The sequence below is a fragment of the Streptomyces sp. NBC_01171 genome (assembly GCF_045039805.1).
Lineage (GTDB): Bacteria > Actinomycetota > Actinomycetes > Streptomycetales > Streptomycetaceae > Streptomyces.
This window is the reverse complement of the sequence record NZ_CP108609.1, coordinates 2,009,214-2,029,946: the sequence shown is the minus strand read 5'-3', so window position 1 is coordinate 2,029,946 and position 20,733 is coordinate 2,009,214. Positions and strand designations below refer to the sequence as shown.

The 20,733-nt window shown below is 71.3% G+C and carries 17 protein-coding genes and 3 pseudogenes; 8 read left to right on the top strand and 12 right to left on the bottom strand.

Annotated elements, in window-relative coordinates; translation table 11 throughout:
• Nucleotides 1–22: 22 nt before the first annotated feature.
• The 3 genes from OG448_RS09225 to glgX all read right to left on the bottom strand — a co-directional run bounded on the left by OG448_RS09225 (nt 23) and on the right by glgX (nt 5,991).
• A complete protein-coding gene (locus tag OG448_RS09225; protein ID WP_405552669.1) occupies nt 23–1,888 on the bottom strand; it encodes an ABC transporter ATP-binding protein in 1,866 nt (621 codons plus the stop codon).
• A complete protein-coding gene (locus OG448_RS09220; RefSeq protein WP_405552667.1) occupies nt 1,885–3,690 on the bottom strand; it encodes an ABC transporter ATP-binding protein in 1,806 nt (601 codons plus the stop codon). The genes OG448_RS09225 and OG448_RS09220 overlap by 4 nt, the downstream gene beginning before the upstream one ends.
• Before the next feature lie 63 nt (nt 3,691–3,753).
• Nucleotides 3,754–5,991: a glycogen debranching protein GlgX gene (gene glgX, locus OG448_RS09215; RefSeq protein WP_405552665.1), complete on the bottom strand. Its 2,238-nt coding sequence runs from the start codon at nt 5,989–5,991 to the stop codon at nt 3,754–3,756.
• A 241-nt stretch (nt 5,992–6,232) separates the two neighbouring features.
• Here glgX and OG448_RS09210 point away from each other — a divergent pair, with 241 nt between their 5' ends.
• The 5 genes from OG448_RS09210 to OG448_RS09190 all read left to right on the top strand — a co-directional run bounded on the left by OG448_RS09210 (nt 6,233) and on the right by OG448_RS09190 (nt 11,189).
• The gene (locus OG448_RS09210) at nt 6,233–7,465 is read left to right on the top strand and encodes an Ig-like domain-containing protein (protein ID WP_405552663.1); all 1,233 of its coding nucleotides are present in this window, start codon (nt 6,233–6,235) and stop codon (nt 7,463–7,465) included.
• Nucleotides 7,466–7,630: 165 nt separating this feature from the next.
• Nucleotides 7,631–8,860 carry an Ig-like domain-containing protein gene (locus OG448_RS09205; protein ID WP_405552661.1) on the top strand — a complete coding sequence of 410 codons (1,230 nt, stop codon included), beginning with the start codon at nt 7,631–7,633 and terminating at the stop codon, nt 8,858–8,860.
• 79 nt (nt 8,861–8,939) lie between these two features.
• Entirely contained in the window at nt 8,940–9,707 is a 768-nt protein-coding gene (locus OG448_RS09200; protein WP_405552659.1) for an enoyl-CoA hydratase/isomerase family protein, read from the top strand.
• 283 nt (nt 9,708–9,990) lie between these two features.
• Nucleotides 9,991–10,494 carry an ATP-binding protein gene (locus OG448_RS09195; protein ID WP_405552658.1) on the top strand — a complete coding sequence of 168 codons (504 nt, stop codon included), beginning with the start codon at nt 9,991–9,993 and terminating at the stop codon, nt 10,492–10,494.
• 86 nt (nt 10,495–10,580) lie between these two features.
• Nucleotides 10,581–11,189, top strand: coding sequence for an ADP-ribosyltransferase (locus OG448_RS09190; RefSeq protein ID WP_405552656.1), 609 nt, complete (start codon nt 10,581–10,583; stop codon nt 11,187–11,189).
• On the opposite strand, the gene OG448_RS09185 is transcribed toward OG448_RS09190, so the two are convergent.
• A complete protein-coding gene (locus tag OG448_RS09185) occupies nt 11,171–11,803 on the bottom strand; it encodes a GNAT family N-acetyltransferase (RefSeq protein ID WP_405552655.1) in 633 nt (210 codons plus the stop codon). The two genes, OG448_RS09190 and OG448_RS09185, sit on opposite strands and share 19 nt — an antisense overlap.
• A gap of 109 nt (nt 11,804–11,912) precedes the next feature.
• On the opposite strand from OG448_RS09185, the gene OG448_RS09180 reads away from it, so the two are divergent.
• A complete protein-coding gene (locus OG448_RS09180; RefSeq protein ID WP_135789875.1) occupies nt 11,913–12,125 on the top strand; it encodes an EF-hand domain-containing protein in 213 nt (70 codons plus the stop codon).
• Between the two features lie 43 nt (nt 12,126–12,168).
• Here OG448_RS09180 and OG448_RS09175 read toward each other — a convergent pair whose 3' ends face one another.
• Entirely contained in the window at nt 12,169–12,726 is a 558-nt protein-coding gene (locus OG448_RS09175) for a GH25 family lysozyme (protein WP_405552653.1), read from the bottom strand.
• Nucleotides 12,727–12,803: 77 nt separating this feature from the next.
• Here OG448_RS09175 and OG448_RS09170 point away from each other — a divergent pair, with 77 nt between their 5' ends.
• Nucleotides 12,804–13,265, top strand: a complete 462-nt coding sequence (locus OG448_RS09170; protein ID WP_405552652.1) for a redoxin domain-containing protein — start codon at nt 12,804–12,806, stop codon at nt 13,263–13,265.
• Here OG448_RS09170 and OG448_RS09165 read toward each other — a convergent pair.
• A complete protein-coding gene (locus tag OG448_RS09165) occupies nt 13,252–14,106 on the bottom strand; it encodes a PP2C family protein-serine/threonine phosphatase (protein WP_405552651.1) in 855 nt (284 codons plus the stop codon). The genes OG448_RS09170 and OG448_RS09165 overlap by 14 nt on opposite strands.
• 277 nt (nt 14,107–14,383) lie before the next feature.
• Between OG448_RS09165 and OG448_RS09160 the strand changes: the two genes are divergently transcribed.
• Nucleotides 14,384–15,400, top strand: a complete 1,017-nt coding sequence (locus OG448_RS09160) for an LLM class flavin-dependent oxidoreductase (RefSeq protein ID WP_405552649.1) — start codon at nt 14,384–14,386, stop codon at nt 15,398–15,400.
• Nucleotides 15,401–15,414: 14 nt separating this feature from the next.
• Here OG448_RS09160 and OG448_RS09155 read toward each other — a convergent pair.
• The 6 genes and pseudogenes from OG448_RS09155 to glyA form a co-directional block, all read right to left on the bottom strand.
• A pseudogene (locus tag OG448_RS09155) lies at nt 15,415–15,927 on the bottom strand (NAD(P)-dependent oxidoreductase).
• Nucleotides 15,928–15,976: 49 nt separating this feature from the next.
• A pseudogene (locus tag OG448_RS09150) lies at nt 15,977–16,576 on the bottom strand (NAD-dependent formate dehydrogenase); the annotation flags it as partial.
• 55 nt (nt 16,577–16,631) lie between these two features.
• A pseudogene (locus OG448_RS09145) lies at nt 16,632–17,234 on the bottom strand (zinc-binding dehydrogenase).
• A 69-nt stretch (nt 17,235–17,303) separates the two neighbouring features.
• A complete protein-coding gene (locus OG448_RS09140) occupies nt 17,304–17,927 on the bottom strand; it encodes a flavin reductase (RefSeq protein ID WP_391300301.1) in 624 nt (207 codons plus the stop codon).
• Between the two features lie 44 nt (nt 17,928–17,971).
• On the bottom strand, nt 17,972–19,339 hold the full coding sequence (locus OG448_RS09135) for an L-serine ammonia-lyase (protein ID WP_405552648.1): 1,368 nt from the start codon (nt 19,337–19,339) through the stop codon (nt 17,972–17,974).
• 104 nt (nt 19,340–19,443) lie between these two features.
• Nucleotides 19,444–20,727 (bottom strand): serine hydroxymethyltransferase, encoded by a 1,284-nt coding sequence (gene glyA, locus OG448_RS09130; protein ID WP_405552646.1) that lies wholly within the window; start codon nt 20,725–20,727, stop codon nt 19,444–19,446.
• Between the last annotated feature and the right edge of the window lie 6 nt (nt 20,728–20,733).

Here is a 20,733-nt window from a genome sequence, read left to right as displayed (position 1 = left end):
CCTGCCCCCGTTCCACCGGCCGTCACTGAGCCAGACTGTCCCGCCACGCCTTGTGCAGCTCGGAGAACCTACCGGAACCGGCGATCAGTTGGTCCGGGCGGCCGTCCTCGACGATCCGGCCGTGCTCCATCACCAGCACCCGGTCGGCGATCTCCACCGTGGACAGCCGGTGCGCGATCACCACCGCCGTACGGCCGCGCAGCACGGTCGTCATCGCCCGCTGCACCGCACGCTCACCCGGCACGTCCAGCGAGCTGGTCGCCTCGTCCAGGATCAGCACCGCCGGGTCGGCGAGCAATGCCCGCGCGAACGCCACCAGTTGGCGCTGGCCTGCGGAGATGCGGCCGCCGCGCTTGCGTACGTCGGTGTCGTAGCCGTCGGGCAGGGCGCTGATGAACTCGTACGCGCCGATGGCCTTCGCCGCGTGCTCGATCTCCTCCCGGGTGGCCTCGGGGCGGCCGATGGCGATGTTCTCCGCCACCGTGCCGGAGAACAGGAACGCCTCCTGGGTCACCATCACCACCCCGCGCCGCAGTTCCGGCAGCGCCAGCTCGCGCAGGTCCACCCCGTCGAGCAGGACGGCGCCCTCGGTGGGGTCGTAGAAGCGGGCCAGCAGCTTGGCCAGCGTCGACTTGCCCGCGCCCGTGGAGCCGACCACGGCGACCGTCTGCCCGGCCGGCAGCGTCAGGTCGAAGCGGGGGAGCACCTCGCCGCCGGTGCGGTAGGCGAACCGGACCCCGTCGAAGACCACCTCGCGGCCGGGGAAATCGCTCTTCAACGGCGGGAGTTCGCGGGACTCGGCGGGCTCCGGCACGGACGGGGTCTGAGCCAGCAGACCGGCGATCTTCTCCAGGGACGCGCCCGCCGACTGGTAGGAGTTGAGGAACATGCCGAGCCGGTCGATCGGGTCGTACAGCCGCCGCAGATACAGCACCGCCGCCGCCAGCACACCGAGCGCCAGGGTGTCGGAGGCCACCCGGTAGGCGCCCCACAGCACGATCCCGGCGACGGCGGTGTTGGCCACCAGCCGGGAGCCGACCACGTACTGCGCCATCTCCAGCAGCGAGTCGCCGTTGCTGCGCTCGTGGCGCCGGTTCAGCGTGGCGAACTCGGCGTCGTTGGCCGCCTCGCGGCGAAAGGCGCGCACCGGGCGGATGCCGTTCATCGTCTCCACGAACTTCACGATCAGCGCCGCGATGGCCGTGGAGCGCGCGGCGAAGACCCGCTGCGCGCGCCGCTGATAGCGCCGCACCAGCAGGTACAGCGGCACGAACGAGGCGACCGCGACCGCGCCGAGGCCCAGGTCGAGCCAGAGCAGCAGGGCGGAGATGTAGACGAAGGACAGCACCACCGTGACCAGCTCCTGGAGCCCCTCGTCGAGGAGTTCGCGCAGCGCCTCCACGTCCGTGGTGGAGCGGGAGATCAGCCGGCCGGAGGTGTAGCGCTCGTGGAAGTCCACGCTGAGCGCCTGCGCGTGCCGGAAGATCCGGCCGCGCAGGTCCAGCAGCACGTCCTGGTTGACCCACGCGGACGCCCGGATGAACGCGTACTGGAGCCCGCCGGAAGCCAGCGCGCACAGCGCGTACCCCGCCGCCACGGCGAGCAGCGGCCCGTGGTCGTGCCGGCGCACGGCCGGTACGGCGGTGTCGATGGCGTACGCCACCAGCAGCGGGCCGGTCTGCGCCGCCGCCTGCTGGAGCAGCAGCAGGAGCACGGTGAGCGCGACGCGGGCCCGGCGCGGGGCGAGCAGCGAGCGCAGCAGGGCGGCGGTGGCACCGGGCGGGGTGGGCAGGACGTCCCGGTCGAATGGGTCGCCGGAGTCCTGCGGGAGATTCGGATCGGGTAGGTCGTCGTCCGTGGTGGGGGCGGCGGACGTCGTGGTGGTCATCGGGAATCCTCGGGTTCCTCGGGAGCCTCGCGCGGGCCGCCGGACATCAGATGGGCGTACTCGGCGTTGGTGCGCAGCAGTTCGTGGTGGGTGCCGACGGCGGTGATCCGGCCGTCGGAGAGCAGGGCGACCCGGTCGGCCAGCAGCACGGTGGACGGGCGGTGGGCCACGATCAGCGCGGTGGTGTCGGCCAGCACCCGGCGCAGCGCCGCCTCCACGGCCGCCTCGGTGTGCACGTCGAGCGCGGACAGCGGGTCGTCCAGCACCAGGAACTCCGGCCGCCCGGCCACCGCGCGGGCCAGCGCGAGGCGCTGGCGCTGGCCGCCGGACAGACTCAGGCCCTGTTCGCCGACCCGGGTGTCCGGGCCCTCGGGCAGCGCGTGCGCGAAGTCGGCGTGCGCCACGGCGAGCGCCCGCTCCAGCTCGTCCCGGCCCGCGCCCTCCCCGGCGCCCATGAGGACGTTCTCCGCCACGCTCGTGGAGAACAGGGTCGGCTCCTCGAAGGCGACGGCGACCCGGGCGCGCAGTTCCTCGCGGGGGAGGGCGGTGATGTCGACGCCGTTGAGGGTGATGCGGCCCGAGGTGGCGTCGTGCAGGCGGGGGACCAGCGAGGTCAGGGTGGTCTTGCCGCTGCCGGTCGCGCCGACCAGCGCCATCGACTCGCCGGGGCGGATGTGCAGGTCGACCCCGTCCAGCACCGGCCGGGTGCCGGGGGCCGCGTCGGCGTGGCGGAAACCCACGCCCTCGAAACGGAGGCCGCGCTCGCCGGGCTCGGGGACGGCGGCTGCGGCATACGTCTCGGCGTCGCCTTCCGGACGCTCGTCGAGCACCTCGAAGTAGCGTTCCGTGGCCGTCGCCGCCTCCTGGCACATCGCCAGCAGGAAGCCGATGGACTCCACCGGCCAGCGCAGCGCCAGCGCCGTGCTCAGGAACGCGACCAGCGTGCCCGCCGACAGCGAGCCGTCCGCCACCCGCAGCACGCCCAGCACCAGCGCGGCCCCGATCGCCACCTCCGGCAGCGTCACGATGACCGCCCAGATGACGGCCAGCAGCCGCGCCTTGCCGATCTCGGTGTCCCGCAGCATCACCGCCGTACGCCGGAACGCGCGCGCCTGGCTGCGGTGGCGCCCGAAGCCCTTGACGACCCGGATGCCGAGCACGCTCTCCTCGACCAGGGTGGTCAGGTCGCCGACCTGGTCCTGCGCCTGCCGGGCCGCGTGCGCGTACCGCTGCTCCACGACCACGCAGACCCACAGCAGCGGCACGGCGGGACCGAGGACGACCAGGCCGAGCACCCAGTCCTGCACCAGCATGATCCCTAGCCCCAGGACGATCGTCACGCCGTTGACCAGCAGGAAGGTCAGCGGGAAGGCGAGGAACATCCGCACCAGCATCAGGTCGCCGGTGCCCCGCGACAGCAACTGGCCCGAGGGCCAGCGGTCGTGGAAGGCCACCGGGAGCCGCTGGAGCCGCCGGTAGAGGTCGGCACGCATGCCCGCCTCCACGCCCGCCAGCGGACGGGCCACCAGCCAGCGCCTTATGCCGAACAGCAGCGCCTCCGCCACGCCGATCAGCAGCAGGTACAGCGCGCCCAGCCACACCCCGGCCGGATCGCGCGCGGCCACCGGGCCGTCGACCATCCACTTCAGGACGAGCGGGATCACCAGGCCGAGACAGGAGGCGACGACGGCGATGATGGCGGCCGCGAACCAGCGTGCGCGCACCGGGCGTACGTAGGGCCACAGCCGCAGCAGGGTGCGGGCGGCGGAGCGGCGCCGGGCGGGGGGAGAGTTGGTGGACACCGGTGTCAGCGTACGGACCGGCCCCCGTCCCGCCCACCGAGTTTTCCAGCCCCTCCGCCCCCCTCAGACGACCCGTAGCAGCAGCACCGTCCGCGCGGGCACGGTGATTTCGGTGTCCGCGTCGAGCGCGGTGTCCGGCGCCCGGTGCTGTTCCTCGCCCGAGGTGTCCACCACCACCTCGTAGCCCGTCGCCCAGGGTGCGCCCGGAAGAGTGAAGCCGGTCGGCTCGTGCCCGGCGTGCAGCACGGCGAGGAAGCTGTCGTCCACCACCGCCGCACCCCGCTCGTCCCGCCCCGGAATGTCCCGGCCGGACAGATACATGCCAAGCGTGGCGGCGGGTGCGTACCAGTCGCCCTCGGTCATCTCCGCGCCCCTGGCGGTGAACCATGCCAGGTCGCGCAGGCCGTCCGCCGAGTGCGCCCGGCCCGAGAAGAAAGCCCGGCGGTGCAGCACCGGGTGCCGGTGGCGCAGCGCGATCAGCCGGCAGGTCAGGTCGAACAGGGGCCGCCAGTCCGGGTCGTCCAACAGGGACCAGTCCAGCCAGCTCAGCTCGCCGTCCTGGCAGTAGGCGTTGTTGTTGCCGCCCTGGGTGCGGCCCAGCTCGTCGCCCGCGACCAGCATCGGCACCCCGGTGGACAGCAACAGCGTGGTCAGCAGGTTCCGCAACTGCCGCCTGCGCAGGGCCCGTACGCCCGCGTCATCCGTCTCGCCCTCGGCGCCGCAGTTCCAGGAACGGTTGTCGTCGGTGCCGTCCCGGTTGTCCTCGCCGTTGGCCTCGTTGTGCTTGCCGTGGTACGAGACCAGGTCCCGCAGGGTGAAACCGTCGTGCGCGGTGACGAAGTTGACCGAGGCGTACGGGCGGCGGCCGCCCCAGGCGTACAGGTCGCTGGAGCCCGACAGCCGGTAGCCCATCTCGCGGACGTCCGGGAGCGCGTGCCGCCAGAAGTCGCGCACCGTGTCGCGGTAGCGGTCGTTCCACTCCGTCCACAACGGCGGGAAGGCGCCCACCTGGTAGCCGCCGGAGCCGATGTCCCACGGCTCGGCGATCAGCTTCACCCGGCGCAGCACCGGGTCCTGGGCGATGACGGCCAGAAAGGGCGACAGCATGTCGACGTCGTGCATCGAGCGGGCCAGTGCCGCCGCCAGGTCGAAGCGGAAGCCGTCCACACCCATCTCGGTGACCCAGTAGCGCAGCGAGTCCGTGATCAGCCGGAGCACCTGGGGCTGGACCACGTGCAGGGTGTTGCCGCAGCCGGTGTAGTCGGCGTAACGGCGGGCGTCGGACTGGAGGCGGTAGTAGCCCCGGTTGTCGATGCCCTTCAGGGAGAGTGTGGGGCCGAGTTCACCCGCCTCGGCGGTGTGGTTGTAGACCACGTCGAGGATCACCTCGATGCCGGCCGCGTGCAGCGCGCGCACCATCCGCTTGAACTCGCCGACCTGCTGGCCGGTGGTGCCGGAGGCCGCGTAGGCCGCGTGCGGGGCGAAGTAGCCGATGGAGTTGTAGCCCCAGTAGTTCTTCAGGCCCCGGCGCAGCAGATGGTCCTCGTGCGCGAACTGGTGGACGGGGAGCAGCTCCACCGCCGTCACGCCCAGTTTCACCAGGTGCTCGATCGCCGCCGGGTGTGCGAGACCGGCGTAGGTGCCGCGCAGTTCCTCCGGGATGCCGGGGTGGAGCTTGGTGAAGCCCTTGACGTGCAGTTCGTAGATGACCGAGTCCGCCCACGGCGTCTTGGGGCGGCGGTCGTCGGACCAGTCGTCGTCGTCGTGCACCACCACGCCCTTGGGCACGAAGGGCGCCGAGTCCCGCTCGTCCCGCACGGTGTCCGCGTAAGCCTGCTCCGGCCAGTCCCGCACATGCCCGTACACCTCCGGCGGCAGCGCGAACTCACCGTCCACCGCGCGGGCGTACGGGTCCAGCAGCAGCTTCGCCGGGTTCCAGCGGGCGCCGGCCCACGGGTCCCAGCGGCCCTCCACCCGGTAGCCGTAGCGCCGGCCGGGTAGCACGCCGGGCACGAAGCCGTGCCAGATCTCGTGCGTCAGCTCGGTGAGGCGGACCTGGGTCTCCCGGCCCCGCTCGTCGAACAGGCACAGCCGCACCGCCTCCGCGCCGCCCGCCCACAGCGCGAAGTTGGTGCCCGCCACCCCGTCCGGGCCGGTACGGAACCGGGCCCCCAGCGGGGTCGGCGTCCCCGGCCACGCGGGCGGCGCGGCGCGCCGGGCACCGCGCACCGGGGAAGTGGCGGTCCCGCTCTGGGCGGGCGGTTCCCCGGCCCGTGCCCGCTGCTCGGCTGCGCTCGTCACCAGTCGGCCCCTCTTTCAGTGGCTCGGCCTTCCGGGGCACGACCGCCCGCGCCGAAGGGCCGACCGCACCCCGCGGGCTCTTTTCGAGGCCCCGGGCACGCTCGGCCGACCGGTACGGCAGCGCCCCGACGGCTCCGGCGCGGGCGCGGCGGCTCCCCTTCGCGTCGTCCTTCCCTCTGTTCTGCCCACCTGCGGGGTCGCACTCACGTTTCCCCGGAGCGTGCCGCGTCGTTGTGTCGGCGTGAGGCACCTACAAGGACGCGCGCGGCGCGCGCTGGCCGCACTGGCCACGGCACTTTCATGGGCGGGACTGCTGGCCGGGGCCGCCGGCTGCACCGCGGACGGCTCCGGCCCCCTGGGCATCGGCGGCCCGCCGGGCAGACCCCCGGCCGTCGAGGACGTCATCCGGGTGACCCCGGACGACGGCGGCAAGGGGGTGCGCCCCGGCGAGCGGCTGCGGGTGAAGGTGCCCGAAGGGCGGCTGGAGAAGGTCACGGTGACCCGCTCCCAGGACGCGCAGGACACCGCCGTCACCGGGCGCATCGCCAAGGATGGCCGTACCTGGAAACCGGACGACGACAAGCTGGCCCTCGCCGCCCGCTACACCGTGGACGCGGTCGCCGTGGACGGCGACGGCCGCCGCTCGGCCCGGCACACCACGTTCACCACCTACGTCCCCGACCAGCGGTTCATCGGCTACGTCACCCCGGAGAACCGTTCCACGGTGGGCACCGGGATGATCGTCTCCCTCGCCTTCAACCGGGACATCACCGACCGGGCCGCCGTGGAGAAGGCCGTACGCGTCACCGCGAAACCGGCCGTCGACATCCGCGCCCACTGGTTCGGCAAGAACCGGCTGGACTTCCGCCCCGAGCGTTACTGGAAGCCCGGCACCGAGGTCACCGTCGACCTCGCCCTGCGCGACGTGGAGGGGGCGCCCGGCGTCTACGGGCTCCAGCGCAAGACCATCTCCTTCACCGTCGGCCGCAGCCAGGTCTCCCTGGTCGACGCGGCCGCGCACACCATGGAGGTGCGCCGGGACGGCGAACTCCTGGCCACCGTGCCGATCACCGCGGGCGCCCCCAAGACGCCCACGTACAACGGCAAGATGGTGGTGATGGACATGCTGGAGGTGACCCGCATGAACAGCCAGACGGTCGGCTTCGGCGGGGAGTACGACATCCCGGACGTGCCGCACGCCATGAAGCTCACCGACTCCGGCACCTTCCTGCACGGCAACTACTGGTCGCCCGAGTCGCCGGGCGAAGTCAACGTCAGCCACGGATGCGTGGGACTGAGGGACGTCAAGGGCGGCGGCGCGGACACCCCGGCGGGCTGGTTCTTCGACCGCAGCCTCGTCGGCGACGTCATCGAGGTCGTCCACAGCAAGGACAAGACGGTCTCCCCGGACAACGGCCTCAGCGGGTGGAACATGGCATGGAAGCAGTGGAAGGCGGGCAGCGTGCTCCAGTGACCCGGTGAGCTGCGGGATTCCGGGTCTCGGCGACTCGTTGAAGTTGCGACTGAACGGTGACATTCGACGGACACCGAGCCCGGAAACCGGCGGCTAGCATGCCCAGATGAGCGCGGGACGCGCCGGGGTGTGGACCTGTGACCAGGTCCGGGAGGGGAGAACGACTTGAACGTGCGGCCGATATCGGGGGCTTCGGCAGGAACTCGGCACAGGGGTCGTAAGGGGCTGGCGCTCATGGCGGGGGCGCTCGTGCTGTCGCTGGCCGCCTGCGGCGGCGGCGAGACCACGGGGAGCGGGTCCGGCAACGCCAAGAACAAGGACGGCCAGGACAAGCAGTCCTCGGCCGCCGTCACCATCGCGCCCAAGTCCGGCGCCCAGGCCGTGGACACCAGCGGCGCGCTGAACGTGAAGGTCGCCGGGGGCCGGCTGACCAGCGTGGTCGTCAAGGACAGCAAGGGCACCGAGGTCGACGGCACGCTCGCCAAGGGCGGCGCCGCCTGGACCCCGACCCGGCACCTGGCCGCCGCCACCAAGTACACGGTGCACGCGGTCGCCGAGGACTCGCGGGGCCGCAAGGCCGCCGAGGACTCCAGCTTCACCACGCTGACGCCCAAGAACACCTTCATGGGTACCTTCACCCCGGAGGACGGCTCCACCGTCGGTGTCGGCATGCCGTTCTCGCTGCGCTTCACGCGGGGCATCACCGACCCGGCCGCGGTGGAGAAGGCCATCCGGATCAAGACCGAGCCCGCGGTGGACGTCGCGGGCCACTGGTTCGGCAACGACCGCCTGGACTTCCGCCCGGAGAGCTACTGGAAGCCCGGCACCAAGGTCACCGTCGACCTCGACCTGGACGGCGTCGAGGGCCGCGACGGGGTCTACGGCAAGCAGCGCAAGACGGTGAAGTTCACCATCGGCCGCAGCCAGATCTCCTACGTCGACGCGAAGAAGCACACCATGAAGGTCGTGCGGGACGGCAAGACCCTCAAGACCCTCCCGGTCACCACCGGCAAGCCCGGTTACGAGACCTGGAACGGCAAGATGGTCATGACCGAGAAGCTCTCCGTGACCCGGATGAACGGCGAGACGGTCGGCTACGGCGGCGAGTACGACATCAAGGACGTGCCGCACGCCATCCGCCTCACCGACTCCGGCACCTTCATCCACGGCAACTACTGGGGCGGCGGCGCCTTCGGCAACTACAACGCCAGCCACGGCTGCGTGGGCCTGCGCGACGTGCGCGGCGGCTACGACGGCGGGGTCCCGGCGGCCTGGTTCTTCAACCGGTCCATGGTCGGTGACGTGGTCGTCGTGAAGAACTCCCACGACCGCACGGTCGCCCCGGAGAACGGCCTCAACGGCTGGAACATGAGCTGGGCCGACTGGAAGAAGTAGGACCGAGTGGACGGCGGGCCCGGTGCTGTGAGGAACGGCACCGGGCCCGTCGGCGTTAGTGGCCGTTAACCTGCTGCGCATGACCGTGAATCTCGAAGTCGCCGAAGGCGTCGGCACGCTGCGCCTGGACCGGCCGCCGATGAACGCGCTGGACGTCGCCACGCAGGACCGGCTGAAGGAACTCGCTGAGGAGGCCACGCGCCGCGAGGACGTGCGCGCCGTTGTGATCTACGGCGGGGAGAAGGTGTTCGCGGCGGGCGCGGACATCAAGGAGATGCAGGCGATGGACCACACCGCGATGGTCCTGCGCGCCCGCGCCCTCCAGGACGCCTTCACCGCCGTCGCCCGCATCCCCAAGCCCGTCGTCGCCGCCGTCACCGGGTACGCGCTCGGTGGCGGCTGCGAGCTGGCACTCTGCGCGGACTACCGGATCGCCGGGGAGAACGCCAAGCTGGGCCAGCCCGAGATCCTGCTCGGTCTGATCCCCGGCGCGGGCGGCACCCAGCGGCTGCCCCGGCTGATCGGCCCCTCCAAGGCGAAGGACCTCATCTTCACCGGCCGCATGGTCAAGGCCGAGGAGGCCCTCGCCCTCGGCCTGGTGGACCGGGTCGTCCCCGCCGACGAGGTGTACGAGCAGGCGCACGCCTGGGCCGCCCGGCTCGCCCAGGGCCCGGCGCTCGCGCTGCGCGCCGCGAAGGAGGCGGTCGACGCCGGCCTGGAGACCGACATCGACACCGGGCTGACGGTGGAGCGGAACTGGTTCGCGGGGCTGTTCGCCACCGAGGACCGCGAGCGGGGGATGCGCAGCTTCGTGGAGGAGGGGCCGGGCAAGGCCAAGTTCCTCTGAGGGGCCGAGAAGAACCCCCGCGGCCCTTGCAATTGACGCGTCGTCTGATTCGGTTCTCTCGGCGGGCAGCTTTATGGGAGCCTTAACCGCACCTTAAGCCTGCCTCGCCGAGGGAGCCGCACGATTGCCCGGAACCGAGCCGTCGCCGCAGGTCGACCGGGCCACCGTCGACCCTCACCTGCCCCTGGCATATGCCGAGAGAATGGAGCAGACCGGGGGCGCACGGGGGGCGTATTCCTCCGGATCGGCCCCGGAGGCCCGCCGCGACGGCCATCATGGGGCCATGGCGGGGCTGGATGGCATCGATCAGCCACGGGGACACAGCCGTGCTGCCGCGGCGCGTTGGTCGCCCGCGGTCGAGGACGAACAAGGGCTCAGAGCGCTCGAACTCTTCGGCAACCCCGCGGAGGGGGAGGTTCCGCTCCCGTCGCGTCCCGAGTCCGCCGCCACCGCGCGCAGACTCGCCCAGATCGTCATCCTGCGGCACTGGGGGCTCACCCCCAAGCTGACCGAGGACGCGGTCTTACTCGTCTCCGAACTCGTGGGAAACGCCGTACGCCACACCGGCGCCCGCGTGTTCGGACTGCGGATGCGCCGCCGGCGCGGCTGGGTCCGCGTCGAGGTGCGCGACCCCTCGCGGGGGCTGCCCTGCCTGATGCCGGTGCAGGAGATGGACATCAGCGGGCGGGGGCTGTTCCTCGTCGACAAGCTCGCGGACCGCTGGGGCGTCGACCTGCTGCCCCGGGGCAAGACCACCTGGTTCGAGATGCGGGTCTCCGACCGCTAGGAACAGCTGACTTGAGGCCGGCGGACACGCCCCCGATGGGGTGATGATCCACCGAACGTCCCGGCCGGACCGCCATCGTGCTGGGCATGATCACAACTCGTCTGCGGCGCAGCGTCACCGCTGCCGCCCTCTCCCTCGGCGCCGTCCTCGCCACCACGGCCGCCACGCCCGCCGCCGCTCCGGCGGACCTGAAGACCCGCGCCGCCGCGCCCTCCTGTCCGCAGTTCCAGGACAAGGTGCACGCCGCCGCCGACCGCCGGGTGGACGTCGACCGGATCACCCCGGACCCGGTGTGGCGCACCGGCTGCGGCACCCTCTACCGCAGCGACAGCCGCGGCCCGGCCGTCGTCTTCGAGGAGGGCTTCCTGCCCAAGGACACGGTGAACGGCCAGTACGACGTGGAGCAGTACGTCCTCGTCAACCAGCCCTCGCCGTACGTCTCCACGACCTACGACCACGACCTGTACAAGACCTGGTACAAGTCGGGCTACAACTACTACATCGACGCCCCCGGCGGGGTGGACGTCAACAAGACCATCGGCGACACCCACAAGTGGGCCGACCAGGTCGAGGTCGCCTTCCCCGGCGGCATCCAGCGCCAGTACGTCATCGGCGTCTGCCCGGTCGACAAGGCCACCAAGACCGAGATCATGAGCAACTGCCAGAGCAACCCGTACTACCGCCCCTGGCACTGAAACAACACCTCGGCCCCGACGGGCCGGTACCCCGCCGACAGGAACGCCCGCGTGCTCCGGGCGTTCCCCGGCGAAATCTGCGCCCACACGGGCCCGCTGGCCAACTGTCGCGCGGAGGTGGCCAGGGCGCGCCCCAGCCCCGCGCCCCCGCCGTCCACCTCCAGTGCCACCTCCAGCCGCCCACCCACCCCGCGCCCGGTGACCAGCAGCCCGCCGTCCGCCGCCCACACCCGCACGGCGTCCCGGCGGCGATGCGCGCGGACCACGCGGGGATGGCCGGTGTCCGCGATCTCCCGCAGCGGCAGTGCGGGCGGGCCCGGCAGGGGAGTGCCGACCCAGAGCGCGTCGACGGTCTCCGCCGTGCGGCCGGTGCGGTCCATGAGGGCGGTGAGGAAGCGGGGGTGCATGGGGGCGGCGAGGGGGTCGCAGTCCACGGCGGCCAGGGTGGCGCGTACCCAGGCGGGGTCCTCGTCGGTGACGACGAGGGTGTGCGCGGTGAACGCCAGTACGCCGGCGTCCCGTTGGCAGAGCTGGGGGAGGACGGTCACCGTGCCGTCCGAGGGCAGGAAACGGTCGTCGGCCACCGCGTCGAGCAGATCCGGCAACGTCTCCATCGTGCCCGCCTCTCGGTCCGGGGGAACCGCTGGTGGTGGGGAGCGTTAATCTGACCAGCGGCAGTACGCCGACACGGTATGAGAAGTACGAGCACAGAGGGGCGGATCGGTGGCGGACATCGAGGAAGCACGCAAGCAGTTCCAGCGGATAGACGCGGACGGCGACGGGTTCATCACCGCGGCCGAGTTCAAGTCCGCGCTCGCCCAGCAGGGCGACTTCAACGTCACCGAGACGGTCGCCGAGGCGGTCATCAAGACCCGTGACATCGACGGCGACAAGGTGCTGACGTTCGACGAGTTCTGGGCCTACCTGAACAAGTGACGCACCCGGCGGGGGTGTCCGCGCCGCGCGGGCACCCCTCCCGTCACCTCCCGGTCGCCCACTGCTTGAGCGCGGCCTTGCTGGAGAAGTCCGCCACGTTCTTGTCGTGCGGCTCCGAGGTGTACTGGTGGAACTTCCAGTCCGCCTTGATCCGGGGCTTTCCGGCGCTCACGTAGTCGGCGATCCACAGCCCGTCGCCCGCGTACGACGTGGTGTCGATGTTCAGCCAGTAGTCCCGGTTGGTGTACAGCACCACCCGGTTGTCGGGCCGCAGACTGCGCAGCTTGCGGATGAAGGTGTCCTTCTCCGCGTTGCTCGCGTGCGTACCGTCACCGGTGACCTCCCAGTCGACGGCCAGGATGTCGCCCGGCCGGTCGGGGGCGTGGCTGAGGAAGTACTCGGCCTGGGCGGTCAGGTTGCCCGGCCACAGGAAGTGGTAGAAGCCCGTGACCAGACCCGCGTCCCGCGCCGTCTTCGTCTGGGCCGCGAGTCTCGAGTTGACGTACGAACGACCCTCCGTCGCCTTTATGAAGGCGAACGAGAGTCCGTCGGTCTCGTACGACGAGGACTGATACGCGCTGACGTCGATGCCATGGAGCATGAAGGTCTTGTGCCCCCGGCGCCGTCGCTCGGAACATCTCGCTCCGAGCGTGTTCACGACCCAACGGAGGAACCTTCATGCAGCGCACCGCGATGACGTCCGAGGGCCCGGTCACCGTGCCGTCCCCCGACCACGAGTGGACCGTGCTGTTCTTCATCACCGAACCCGGCATCGGGGAGCGCGTGCCCGAACTCGGCGGCTGCACCACGGGGTTGTGCTCCGCGCGGGACGCGGCGGCGAGGTTCGCCCGTGCCGGGGCCCGGGTGCTCGGGGTGAGTGCGCATGCCCCCGGTCACCTGGCGGAGTTCGCGGCCGGCCGCGGACTCGGCTACCCCTTGATCGGGGACGAGGACCTCTCCCTCGGGCGGGAGTTGGGCGTTCCCGAGGTACGGGCCGAGGGCCGCGCGCTGTTCGAGCGGGCCGGGGTCGTGCTGGACCGCACGGGTGCCGTGCGGTCGCTGATCCACCCCGTCCCCGATCCCGCCCGGCACGCGGAGTCGGTGCTGACCGAGCTGGACCGGCTCGCTAGCGCGACCTGAGCAGGTACGCCGCGAGGCCGGCGGCCAGGGCGGCGGCGGCCACCGCGTAGGCGGTGCGCCTGTGCCGGTGGGGGGCCTGGAGGGGCGCGCGGGAGATGACCGGAGTCGCGGAGGCTCCGCCCTGGACGACGTCGGCCACCACGACGGACACGTTGTCCCTGCCGCCCGCGCCGAGCGCCAGCTCCACCAGCCGGTCGGCGGCCTCGTCCCGGCCGGACAGGCAGAGCGCCGCGGCGAGTTCGGACTCGGGGACGAGGTCGGAGAGGCCGTCGGAGCAGAGCAGGAAGCGGTCGCCGGGCAGGGTCTCCAGGCGGAACAGGGTCGGGCTGAGCGACTCCCCGCCGACCAGCGCCTTCGTCACCATGGACCGCTGGGGATGCGCGAGCGCCTCGGCGGGCGTGATCCGACCGTCGTCCAGCAGGGTCTGCACGAGGGAGTCGTCACGGGTCAGCAGCACCAGCTCACCGGCGCGCATCAGATACGTACGGGAGTCCCCGACGTTGGCCACGACGAACTGGTCGCTGTCGGCCTCCATCAGCACCGCCGTGAGCGTGGTCCCCATCCCCTCCAGCTCGGGCGAGGTCCGCACCGCCTCGGCGATGGCCCGGTTCCCGGCGAGTATCGCCCCGCGCAACGCCTCCATGGGCTCCGCCCGCGTCCGCTCCGGCCCCAGCTCGGCCATGTGCGAGATCACCACGGAACTGGCCACCTCACCCGCGGCGTGCCCGCCCATCCCGTCCGCCACCACCAGCAGATGCGGGGCCGCGTACACCGAGTCCTCATTGACTTCCCGGACCAGGCCCTTGTCACTGCGGACCGTGAACCGAAGGCTCAGAGACATGCGTTCTCCTGGCAGGCGAACCCGCCCCGGCGAGGACATCGCCACCGCTGCGGGACGGAGAAGTAGGGGGAGTTGGAACTACAGACACCATGCCCGGGCACACCGCACCGGACGCCTGTGAGTTACCTCTACCTCTCTGGCCGCGTTCTGGGAGACGGTCTTGCCGGACTCGGCACCGCCGTACCCGGTCATGCGGGGCCGGCTCTGATTGCGGGCCGGTCCCGCCTGTGAAACGTTCGCTGGGAGGTACTTTGCTCCCGATGATTGTGGCGCCGACATGACTACTCCGCGCGTTCCGCTGTCGATCCTCGACCTCGTACCCGTGGCCTCGGGCACCGATACGCCCACCGCGCTCAACCAGTCCGTCGAGCTGGTGCGGCTCGCGGACGCGCTCGGCTACCACCGGTACTGGTACGCCGAGCACCACAACGTCCTCACCTTCGCCTCCTCCGCGACCGCCCTGCTCATCGGCCGGGCCGCCGAGCACAGCGAACGCATCCGGCTCGGCTCGGGCGGCGTCATGCTGCCCAACCACAGCCCGCTGATGGTCGCGGAGTACTACGGCACCCTCGCCGAGATGTACGGCCACCGCATCGACCTCGGCCTCGGTCGCGCACCGGGCACCGACCCGACGACGGCCGCCGCGCTGCGCCGGGGCGGCGCGGCCACCGACACGTTCGTCCAGGACGTCGTCGACCTGCACCGCTACCTCAGCTCCCGCGACGGGGAGAGGCCCGAGGTGAAGGCGGTGCCGGGCCAGGGCACCGAGGTCCCGCTGTGGATGCTGGGGTCCAGCCTGGACGGCGCGGCCGTCGCCGCCTACCTCGGGCTGCCGTACGCCTTCGCCTCGCACTTCGCCCCGCAGATGCGGCACCAGGCGCTGGAGCTGTACCGCTCGCGCTTCTCGAGGGAGTTCGAGACCGCCGAGATCGAGCGGCCCTACGCCATGGTCGGCGTCAATGTCCTCGTCGCCCCCACCGACGAGGAGGCGCACTACCTGTTCACCACCGCCCAGCAGATGGCCGCCGGCATCTACGCCGGCTACCGCGGCCCGCTGCGGCCCCCGGTACGGGACCTGGGGACCGTGATCAGCCCCGAGATCGCTCGCTTCGTGGACGACTTCCAGCAGGTGCGCGCGGTGGGCTCCCCGGAGACGGTCGTCACCGAGCTGGAGGCGCTCGTCGCGGACCTGGCGGCCGACGAACTCATCATCACGACCTACACCCACGACCCCGCACACCGCGCCCGCTCCTTCTCGCTGCTCGCCGACGCCTGGGGACTGGACGGCGGCTGAGCGGCCGGGAGCCCTCACCTCAATTCGTACGACTGGGCCCCGACCCCGGCGAGATTTCCCGCGTCGATGACGAGATATTCCTCGCAGATAGGCCGCCCCTCGAAATAGCACTGAAGGATGTCGAGCGTTCCGGCGGCATAGCGGGCCTGTGCGGAAAGCGTCGTCCCGGAAATGTGCGGCGTCATTCCGTTGAACGGCATCGTGCGCCAGGGATGGTCGATCGGCGTCGGCTGCGGATACCAGACGTCTCCCGCGTATCCGGCGATTTGGCCGGAATGCAGCGCCTCCACTACCGCGTCCCGGTCGACGAGCTGCGCCCGCCCGCAATTGATGACGTACGTTCCGCGCTTCATCATGCCGAAGGTCTCCGCGTTCAGCATGTTCTTTGTCTACGGGTAAAGCGGCAATTGCAGGCTCAGGATGTCGATGTCGGTGATCATCGATTCCAGATCCGGATGGTAGATGAGGCCCAGTTCTCTCTCGGTCTCCGGATCGAGTTGATGCCGCTGGTGATAATGCAGCTCCAGACCGAACGGCCTGAGCCGCCGCAGTACGGCCAGCCCGATACGGCCCGCCCCGACCGGCCCCGTACTTCATGCCCTGGATGTCGTAGCCGCGCTCCACGCAGTCCGCGACGTTCCAGACGCCGTTGGCGGAAATCCCGTGCGAGGGAAGGTAGTTGCGGACCTGGGCCAGGATCATCATGACCGTGTGCTCGGCCACGCTGACGCTGTTGGAGCCGGTGACCTCGGCGACGGTGACCCCGGCCTGTGCCGCGGCGTCCAAGTCGACATGGTCCGAGCCGATCCCCGCGGTGAGCGCCAGCTTCAGCTTGGACGCCTTCGCCAGGCGCTCCTTCGTCAGATACGCCGGCCAGAACGGCTGCGAGATGACGACCTCGGCCTCGGGGAGATACCTGTCGAACTCGGCCTGCTCCCCGTCCTTGTCGCTGGTGACGATGAGCCGGTGGCCGTTGTTCTCCAGATAGCTCCGCAGCCCGAGTTCACCCGATACGCACCCGACCAGTTCGCCCGCTTTGAATCCGAGCGGGCCTTTGGGTGCGGGGGCGGGGCGACCGTTGACATTCCACCCGATGTCCGGGATTTCGTCCCGCGCGTATACCGGCGGATATCCCGCTTGCGGGTCGGGATAGAGCACGCACAGAACGGTCGACATCAGCAACCCCTTCACGAAAGGTGAGCAATCGGGCGCTGATTCGAGCCTACCCCCCTTACCGGTGCTGCGGCGCGGTGAGCAATATCTTGCCGATGTGGCCGCTGTCCAGCGCGCGGTGCGCCTCGGCGGCGTCGGACATCGGCAGCTCGCGGTCGATGACCGGGCGGACCCGCCCCGAGTCGATCAGCGGTCAGACGTGCTCGCGCACCCCGGCGACGATCGCGGCCTTCTCCCGCAGCGGCCGGGCCCGCAGCGAGGTCGCCATGACGGCGCCCTCCTTGCCCAGCAGGGCGGCGATGTCCAGCTCGCCCGTGGTGCCGCCCTGGAGGCCGGTGATCACCAGCCGGCCGTTGGTGGCGAGGGCCTGGACGTTGCGGTCGAGGTAGTCGCCGCCGCCCTGCACGAGCAGCGCCTCGCCGGGGCGCAGGTGCGCCACCATGAAGACGCTGGACCAGACCGTGCACACCACTTCGGGCAGCGCCGCGGCCCGGTCGGCGACGCGGTGTGCGCCCTGCTTACCGGCCGCTGCATGATGTCGGCGCGGTTAACGGCGGCCGCCACGTCGACCAGCACTTCGCCCGGCCCGGCACCGGGTCGGGGACCTCGCTCCAGTTCAGCTTCTCGGGGCCGCCGGGTCGGTCACAGTGATCGCGTGCATGCGCGCGACGCTACCTGCGTGCAAGTCGCGTAACCGGCAGGACCGCTCGAAACGGCGGCCGAGGGGGACTCAGCTCCGCTCGCCCTGCTGCCAGTCGCGCCAGCGGATGCGGGGCTTCTCCAGCACCTCGCCGAGCGTCCCCCACTCGTCGCGGCCCAGCCGGGACAGCGGGCGCAGCCGCTCGATGTCCGGGAGCCCGTCCTTCGCGAGCGCCTCCTCGCTGACGACCGCGTGGACCACCCGGCCGAACACCACCGTGGAGTCGCCCAGCGTCAGCAGGCTGTGCAGCTCGCACTCCAGCGCCGCCGGGGAGGCCGCGACCCGAGGCGGCCTGACCCGCAGGGAGGGCTCGGGCTCCAGCCCCACCGCCTCGAACTCGCTGACCTCGGACGGGAAGTCGGTCCCGGTGTCGTTGATCTCCCGGAACAACCCCTCCGGCGCGAGGTTCACCACGAACTCGCCGGTCTCCTCCACGTTCCGCAGCGAGTCCTTGCGGGTCACCGAGGTGAACTGCACGATCGGCGGCTGCACGCAGGAGACCGAGAAGAACGAGTGCGGCGCGAGGTTCGGCCGGTCCGGGTGGTCCCTGGGGACCGTGGAGACCCACGCGATCGGCCGCGGCACCACCACCGAGGTGAGGAGCCGGTAGAAGGCGTGGGGGGCCATGGCCGAGGGATCGAAGTCGGTGCGCATGATCCCCAGTATTCAGGCCCCCCGGCTTCTCACCCTCGACGCCTCTAACACTCGATGATGTTCACCGCGAGCCCGCCGCGCGCCGTCTCCTTGTACTTGACGCTCATGTCCGCGCCCGTCTCCTTCATGGTCTTGATGACCTTGTCGAGGGAGACCTTGTGGGAGCCGTCGCCGCGCATCGCCATCTTCGCGGCGGTGACCGCCTTCACCGAGGCCATGCCGTTGCGCTCGATGCACGGGATCTGGACCAGGCCGCCCACGGGGTCGCAGGTCAGGCCCAGGTTGTGCTCCATGCCGATCTCGGCCGCGTTCTCCACCTGCTCGGGGGAGCCGCCGAGCACCTCGGCGAGCGCGCCCGCCGCCATGGAGCAGGCGGAGCCCACCTCGCCCTGGCAGCCGACCTCGGCGCCGGAGATGGAGGCGTTCTCCTTGAAGAGCATGCCGATCGCGCCGGCCGCCAGCAGGAAGCGGACCACGCCCTCCTCGTCGGCGCCGGGCACGAAGTCCATGTAGTAGTGCAGCACCGCCGGGATGATGCCGGCCGCGCCGTTGGTGGGCGCGGTGACCACCCGGCCGCCCGCCGCGTTCTCCTCGTTCACCGCCATCGCGTAGAGGGTGATCCACTCCATGGCGTGCGCGAGGGCGTTGCCCTCGGCGCGGAGCTGGCGGGCGGAGACGGCGGCGCGGCGGCGCACCTTCAGGCCGCCCGGCAGGATGCCCTCGCGGGACATGCCCCGGGCCACGCACTCGCGCATCACCCGCCAGATCTCCAGCAGGCCCGCCCGGATCTCCTCCTCGGTGCGCCAGGCCCGCTCGTTCTCCAGCATCAGCGCGGAGATCGACAGACCGGTCTCCTTGGTGAGCCGCAGCAGCTCGTCACCGGTGCGGAAGGGGTACTTCAGCACCGTGTCGTCCAGCTTGATCCGGTCCGCGCCGACCGCCTCCTCGTCCACGACGAAGCCGCCGCCGACCGAGTAGTACGTCTTGGTCAGCAGCTCCTCGCCCGCGGCGTCGTACGCCCAGAGCGTCATGCCGTTGGCGTGGTACGGCAGGGTCTCGCGGCGGTGCAGGACGAGGTCGTCGTCGTAGGAGAAGGCGATCTCGTGCTCGCCGAGCAGGCTGAGCCGGCCCGCCTTCCGGATGGCCTCGACCCGGTCGTCGGCGCCCTCCACGTCCACCGTGCGGGGGGAGGCGCCCTCCAGGCCCAGCAGCACCGCCTTCGGGGTGCCGTGGCCGTGGCCGGTGGCGCCGAGCGAGCCGTACAGCTCGCAGCGGACGGCGGTGACGGGGTCCAGCAGGCCCTCGTTGCGCAGCCGGCGGGCGAACATGCGCGCCGCCCGCATCGGGCCGACCGTGTGGGAGCTGGACGGGCCGATGCCGATCGAGAACAGGTCGAAGACCGAGACGGCCACGGTGACTCCTCAATACGAACAGGTACAAAATGGTGGTGCGGACACAGCACGGGTGCCCCGCCCACCGGCAGTGGGCGGGGCACCCGGACAGAAACTGCGGGGTACTACTCGCCCAGCGTCGGATACAGCGGGTGCTTGTCCGCCAGCACCCGCACACGGGCCGCGAGCGCCTTGGCGTCGGCCTCCCCGAAGGGGGACGGCGCCTTCAGCGTCTCCGCGATCACGTCCGCCACCTCGGCGAAGTCCTCGGCGGTGAAGCCGCGGGTGGCGAGGGCGGGCGTGCCGATCCTGAGGCCGGAGGTGACCATCGGCGGCCGCGGGTCGTTCGGGACCGCGTTGCGGTTGACCGTGATACCGACCTCGTGGAGACGGTCCTCCGCCTGCTGCCCGTCCAGCTCCGACTCACGCAGGTCCACCAGGATCAGGTGCACGTCCGTGCCGCCGGAGAGCACGTTCACCCCGGCTTCGCGGGCGTCCGGCGCGGTCAGTCGCTCGGCCAGGATGCGGGCACCCTCCACCGTACGACGCTGGCGCTCCTTGAAGTCCCCCGAGGCCGCGACCTTGAAGGAGACCGCCTTGGCGGCGATCACGTGCTCCAGCGGGCCGCCCTGGAAGCCGGGGAAGACCGAGGAGTTCAGCTTCTTGGCGAAGTCCTTCTTGGCCAGGATGATGCCGCCGCGCGGGCCGCCGAGCGTCTTGTGCGTGGTGGAGGTCACCACGTCCGCGTGCTCGACCGGGTTCGGGTGCAGCCCCGCCGCGACCAGACCGGCGAAGTGCGCCATGTCCACCCACAGGTACGCCCCGGCCTCGTCCGCGATCCGCCGGAACTCCGCGAAGTCGAGCTGCCGGGGGTACGCCGACCAGCCCGCGATGATCACCTTCGGGCGGTGCTCCTTGGCCAGCCGCTCGACCTCGGCCATGTCGACCAGGCCGGTCTCCCCGTCCACGTGGTACGCGACCACGTCGAACTGCTTGCCGGAGAAGTTCAGCCGCATCCCGTGGGTGAGGTGGCCGCCGTGCGCCAGGTCGAGCCCGAGGATGGTGTCACCGGGCTGGGCCAGCGCGAACAGCGCCGCCTGGTTCGCGGAGGCGCCCGAGTGCGGCTGGACGTTGGCGTACTCGGCGCCGAACAGCTCCTTCACCCGGTCGATGGCGATCTGCTCGGCCACGTCGACGTGCTCGCAGCCGCCGTAGTAGCGGCGGCCCGGATAGCCCTCGGCGTACTTGTTGGTCAGGACCGACCCCTGCGCCTCCATCACCGCGAGCGGTGCGAAGTTCTCGGAGGCGATCATCTCCAGGGTCGACTGCTGGCGGCGCAGCTCGGCGTCGACCGCGGCGGCGATCTCCGGGTCCAGCTCGTGCAGGGGCGTGTTCAGGACGTCAGTCATACGGCT

What these genes read in the sequence shown, in the direction of transcription:
- OG448_RS09225 (WP_405552669.1), bottom strand. Translation starts at nt 1,888, where the DNA reads ATGACCACCACGACGTCCGCCGCCCCCACCACGGACGACGACCTACCC.
- OG448_RS09200 (WP_405552659.1), top strand. Translation starts at nt 8,940, where the DNA reads ATGACCGTGAATCTCGAAGTCGCCGAAGGCGTCGGCACGCTGCGCCTG.
- OG448_RS09195 (WP_405552658.1), top strand. Translation starts at nt 9,991, where the DNA reads ATGGCGGGGCTGGATGGCATCGATCAGCCACGGGGACACAGCCGTGCT.
- OG448_RS09190 (WP_405552656.1), top strand. Translation starts at nt 10,581, where the DNA reads ATGATCACAACTCGTCTGCGGCGCAGCGTCACCGCTGCCGCCCTCTCC.
- OG448_RS09185 (WP_405552655.1), bottom strand. Translation starts at nt 11,803, where the DNA reads ATGGAGACGTTGCCGGATCTGCTCGACGCGGTGGCCGACGACCGTTTC.
- OG448_RS09175 (WP_405552653.1), bottom strand. Translation starts at nt 12,726, where the DNA reads ATGCTCCATGGCATCGACGTCAGCGCGTATCAGTCCTCGTCGTACGAG.
- OG448_RS09170 (WP_405552652.1), top strand. Translation starts at nt 12,804, where the DNA reads ATGCAGCGCACCGCGATGACGTCCGAGGGCCCGGTCACCGTGCCGTCC.
- OG448_RS09165 (WP_405552651.1), bottom strand. Translation starts at nt 14,106, where the DNA reads ATGTCTCTGAGCCTTCGGTTCACGGTCCGCAGTGACAAGGGCCTGGTC.
- OG448_RS09160 (WP_405552649.1), top strand. Translation starts at nt 14,384, where the DNA reads ATGACTACTCCGCGCGTTCCGCTGTCGATCCTCGACCTCGTACCCGTG.
- OG448_RS09140 (WP_391300301.1), bottom strand. Translation starts at nt 17,927, where the DNA reads ATGCGCACCGACTTCGATCCCTCGGCCATGGCCCCCCACGCCTTCTAC.
- glyA (WP_405552646.1), bottom strand. Translation starts at nt 20,727, where the DNA reads ATGACTGACGTCCTGAACACGCCCCTGCACGAGCTGGACCCGGAGATC.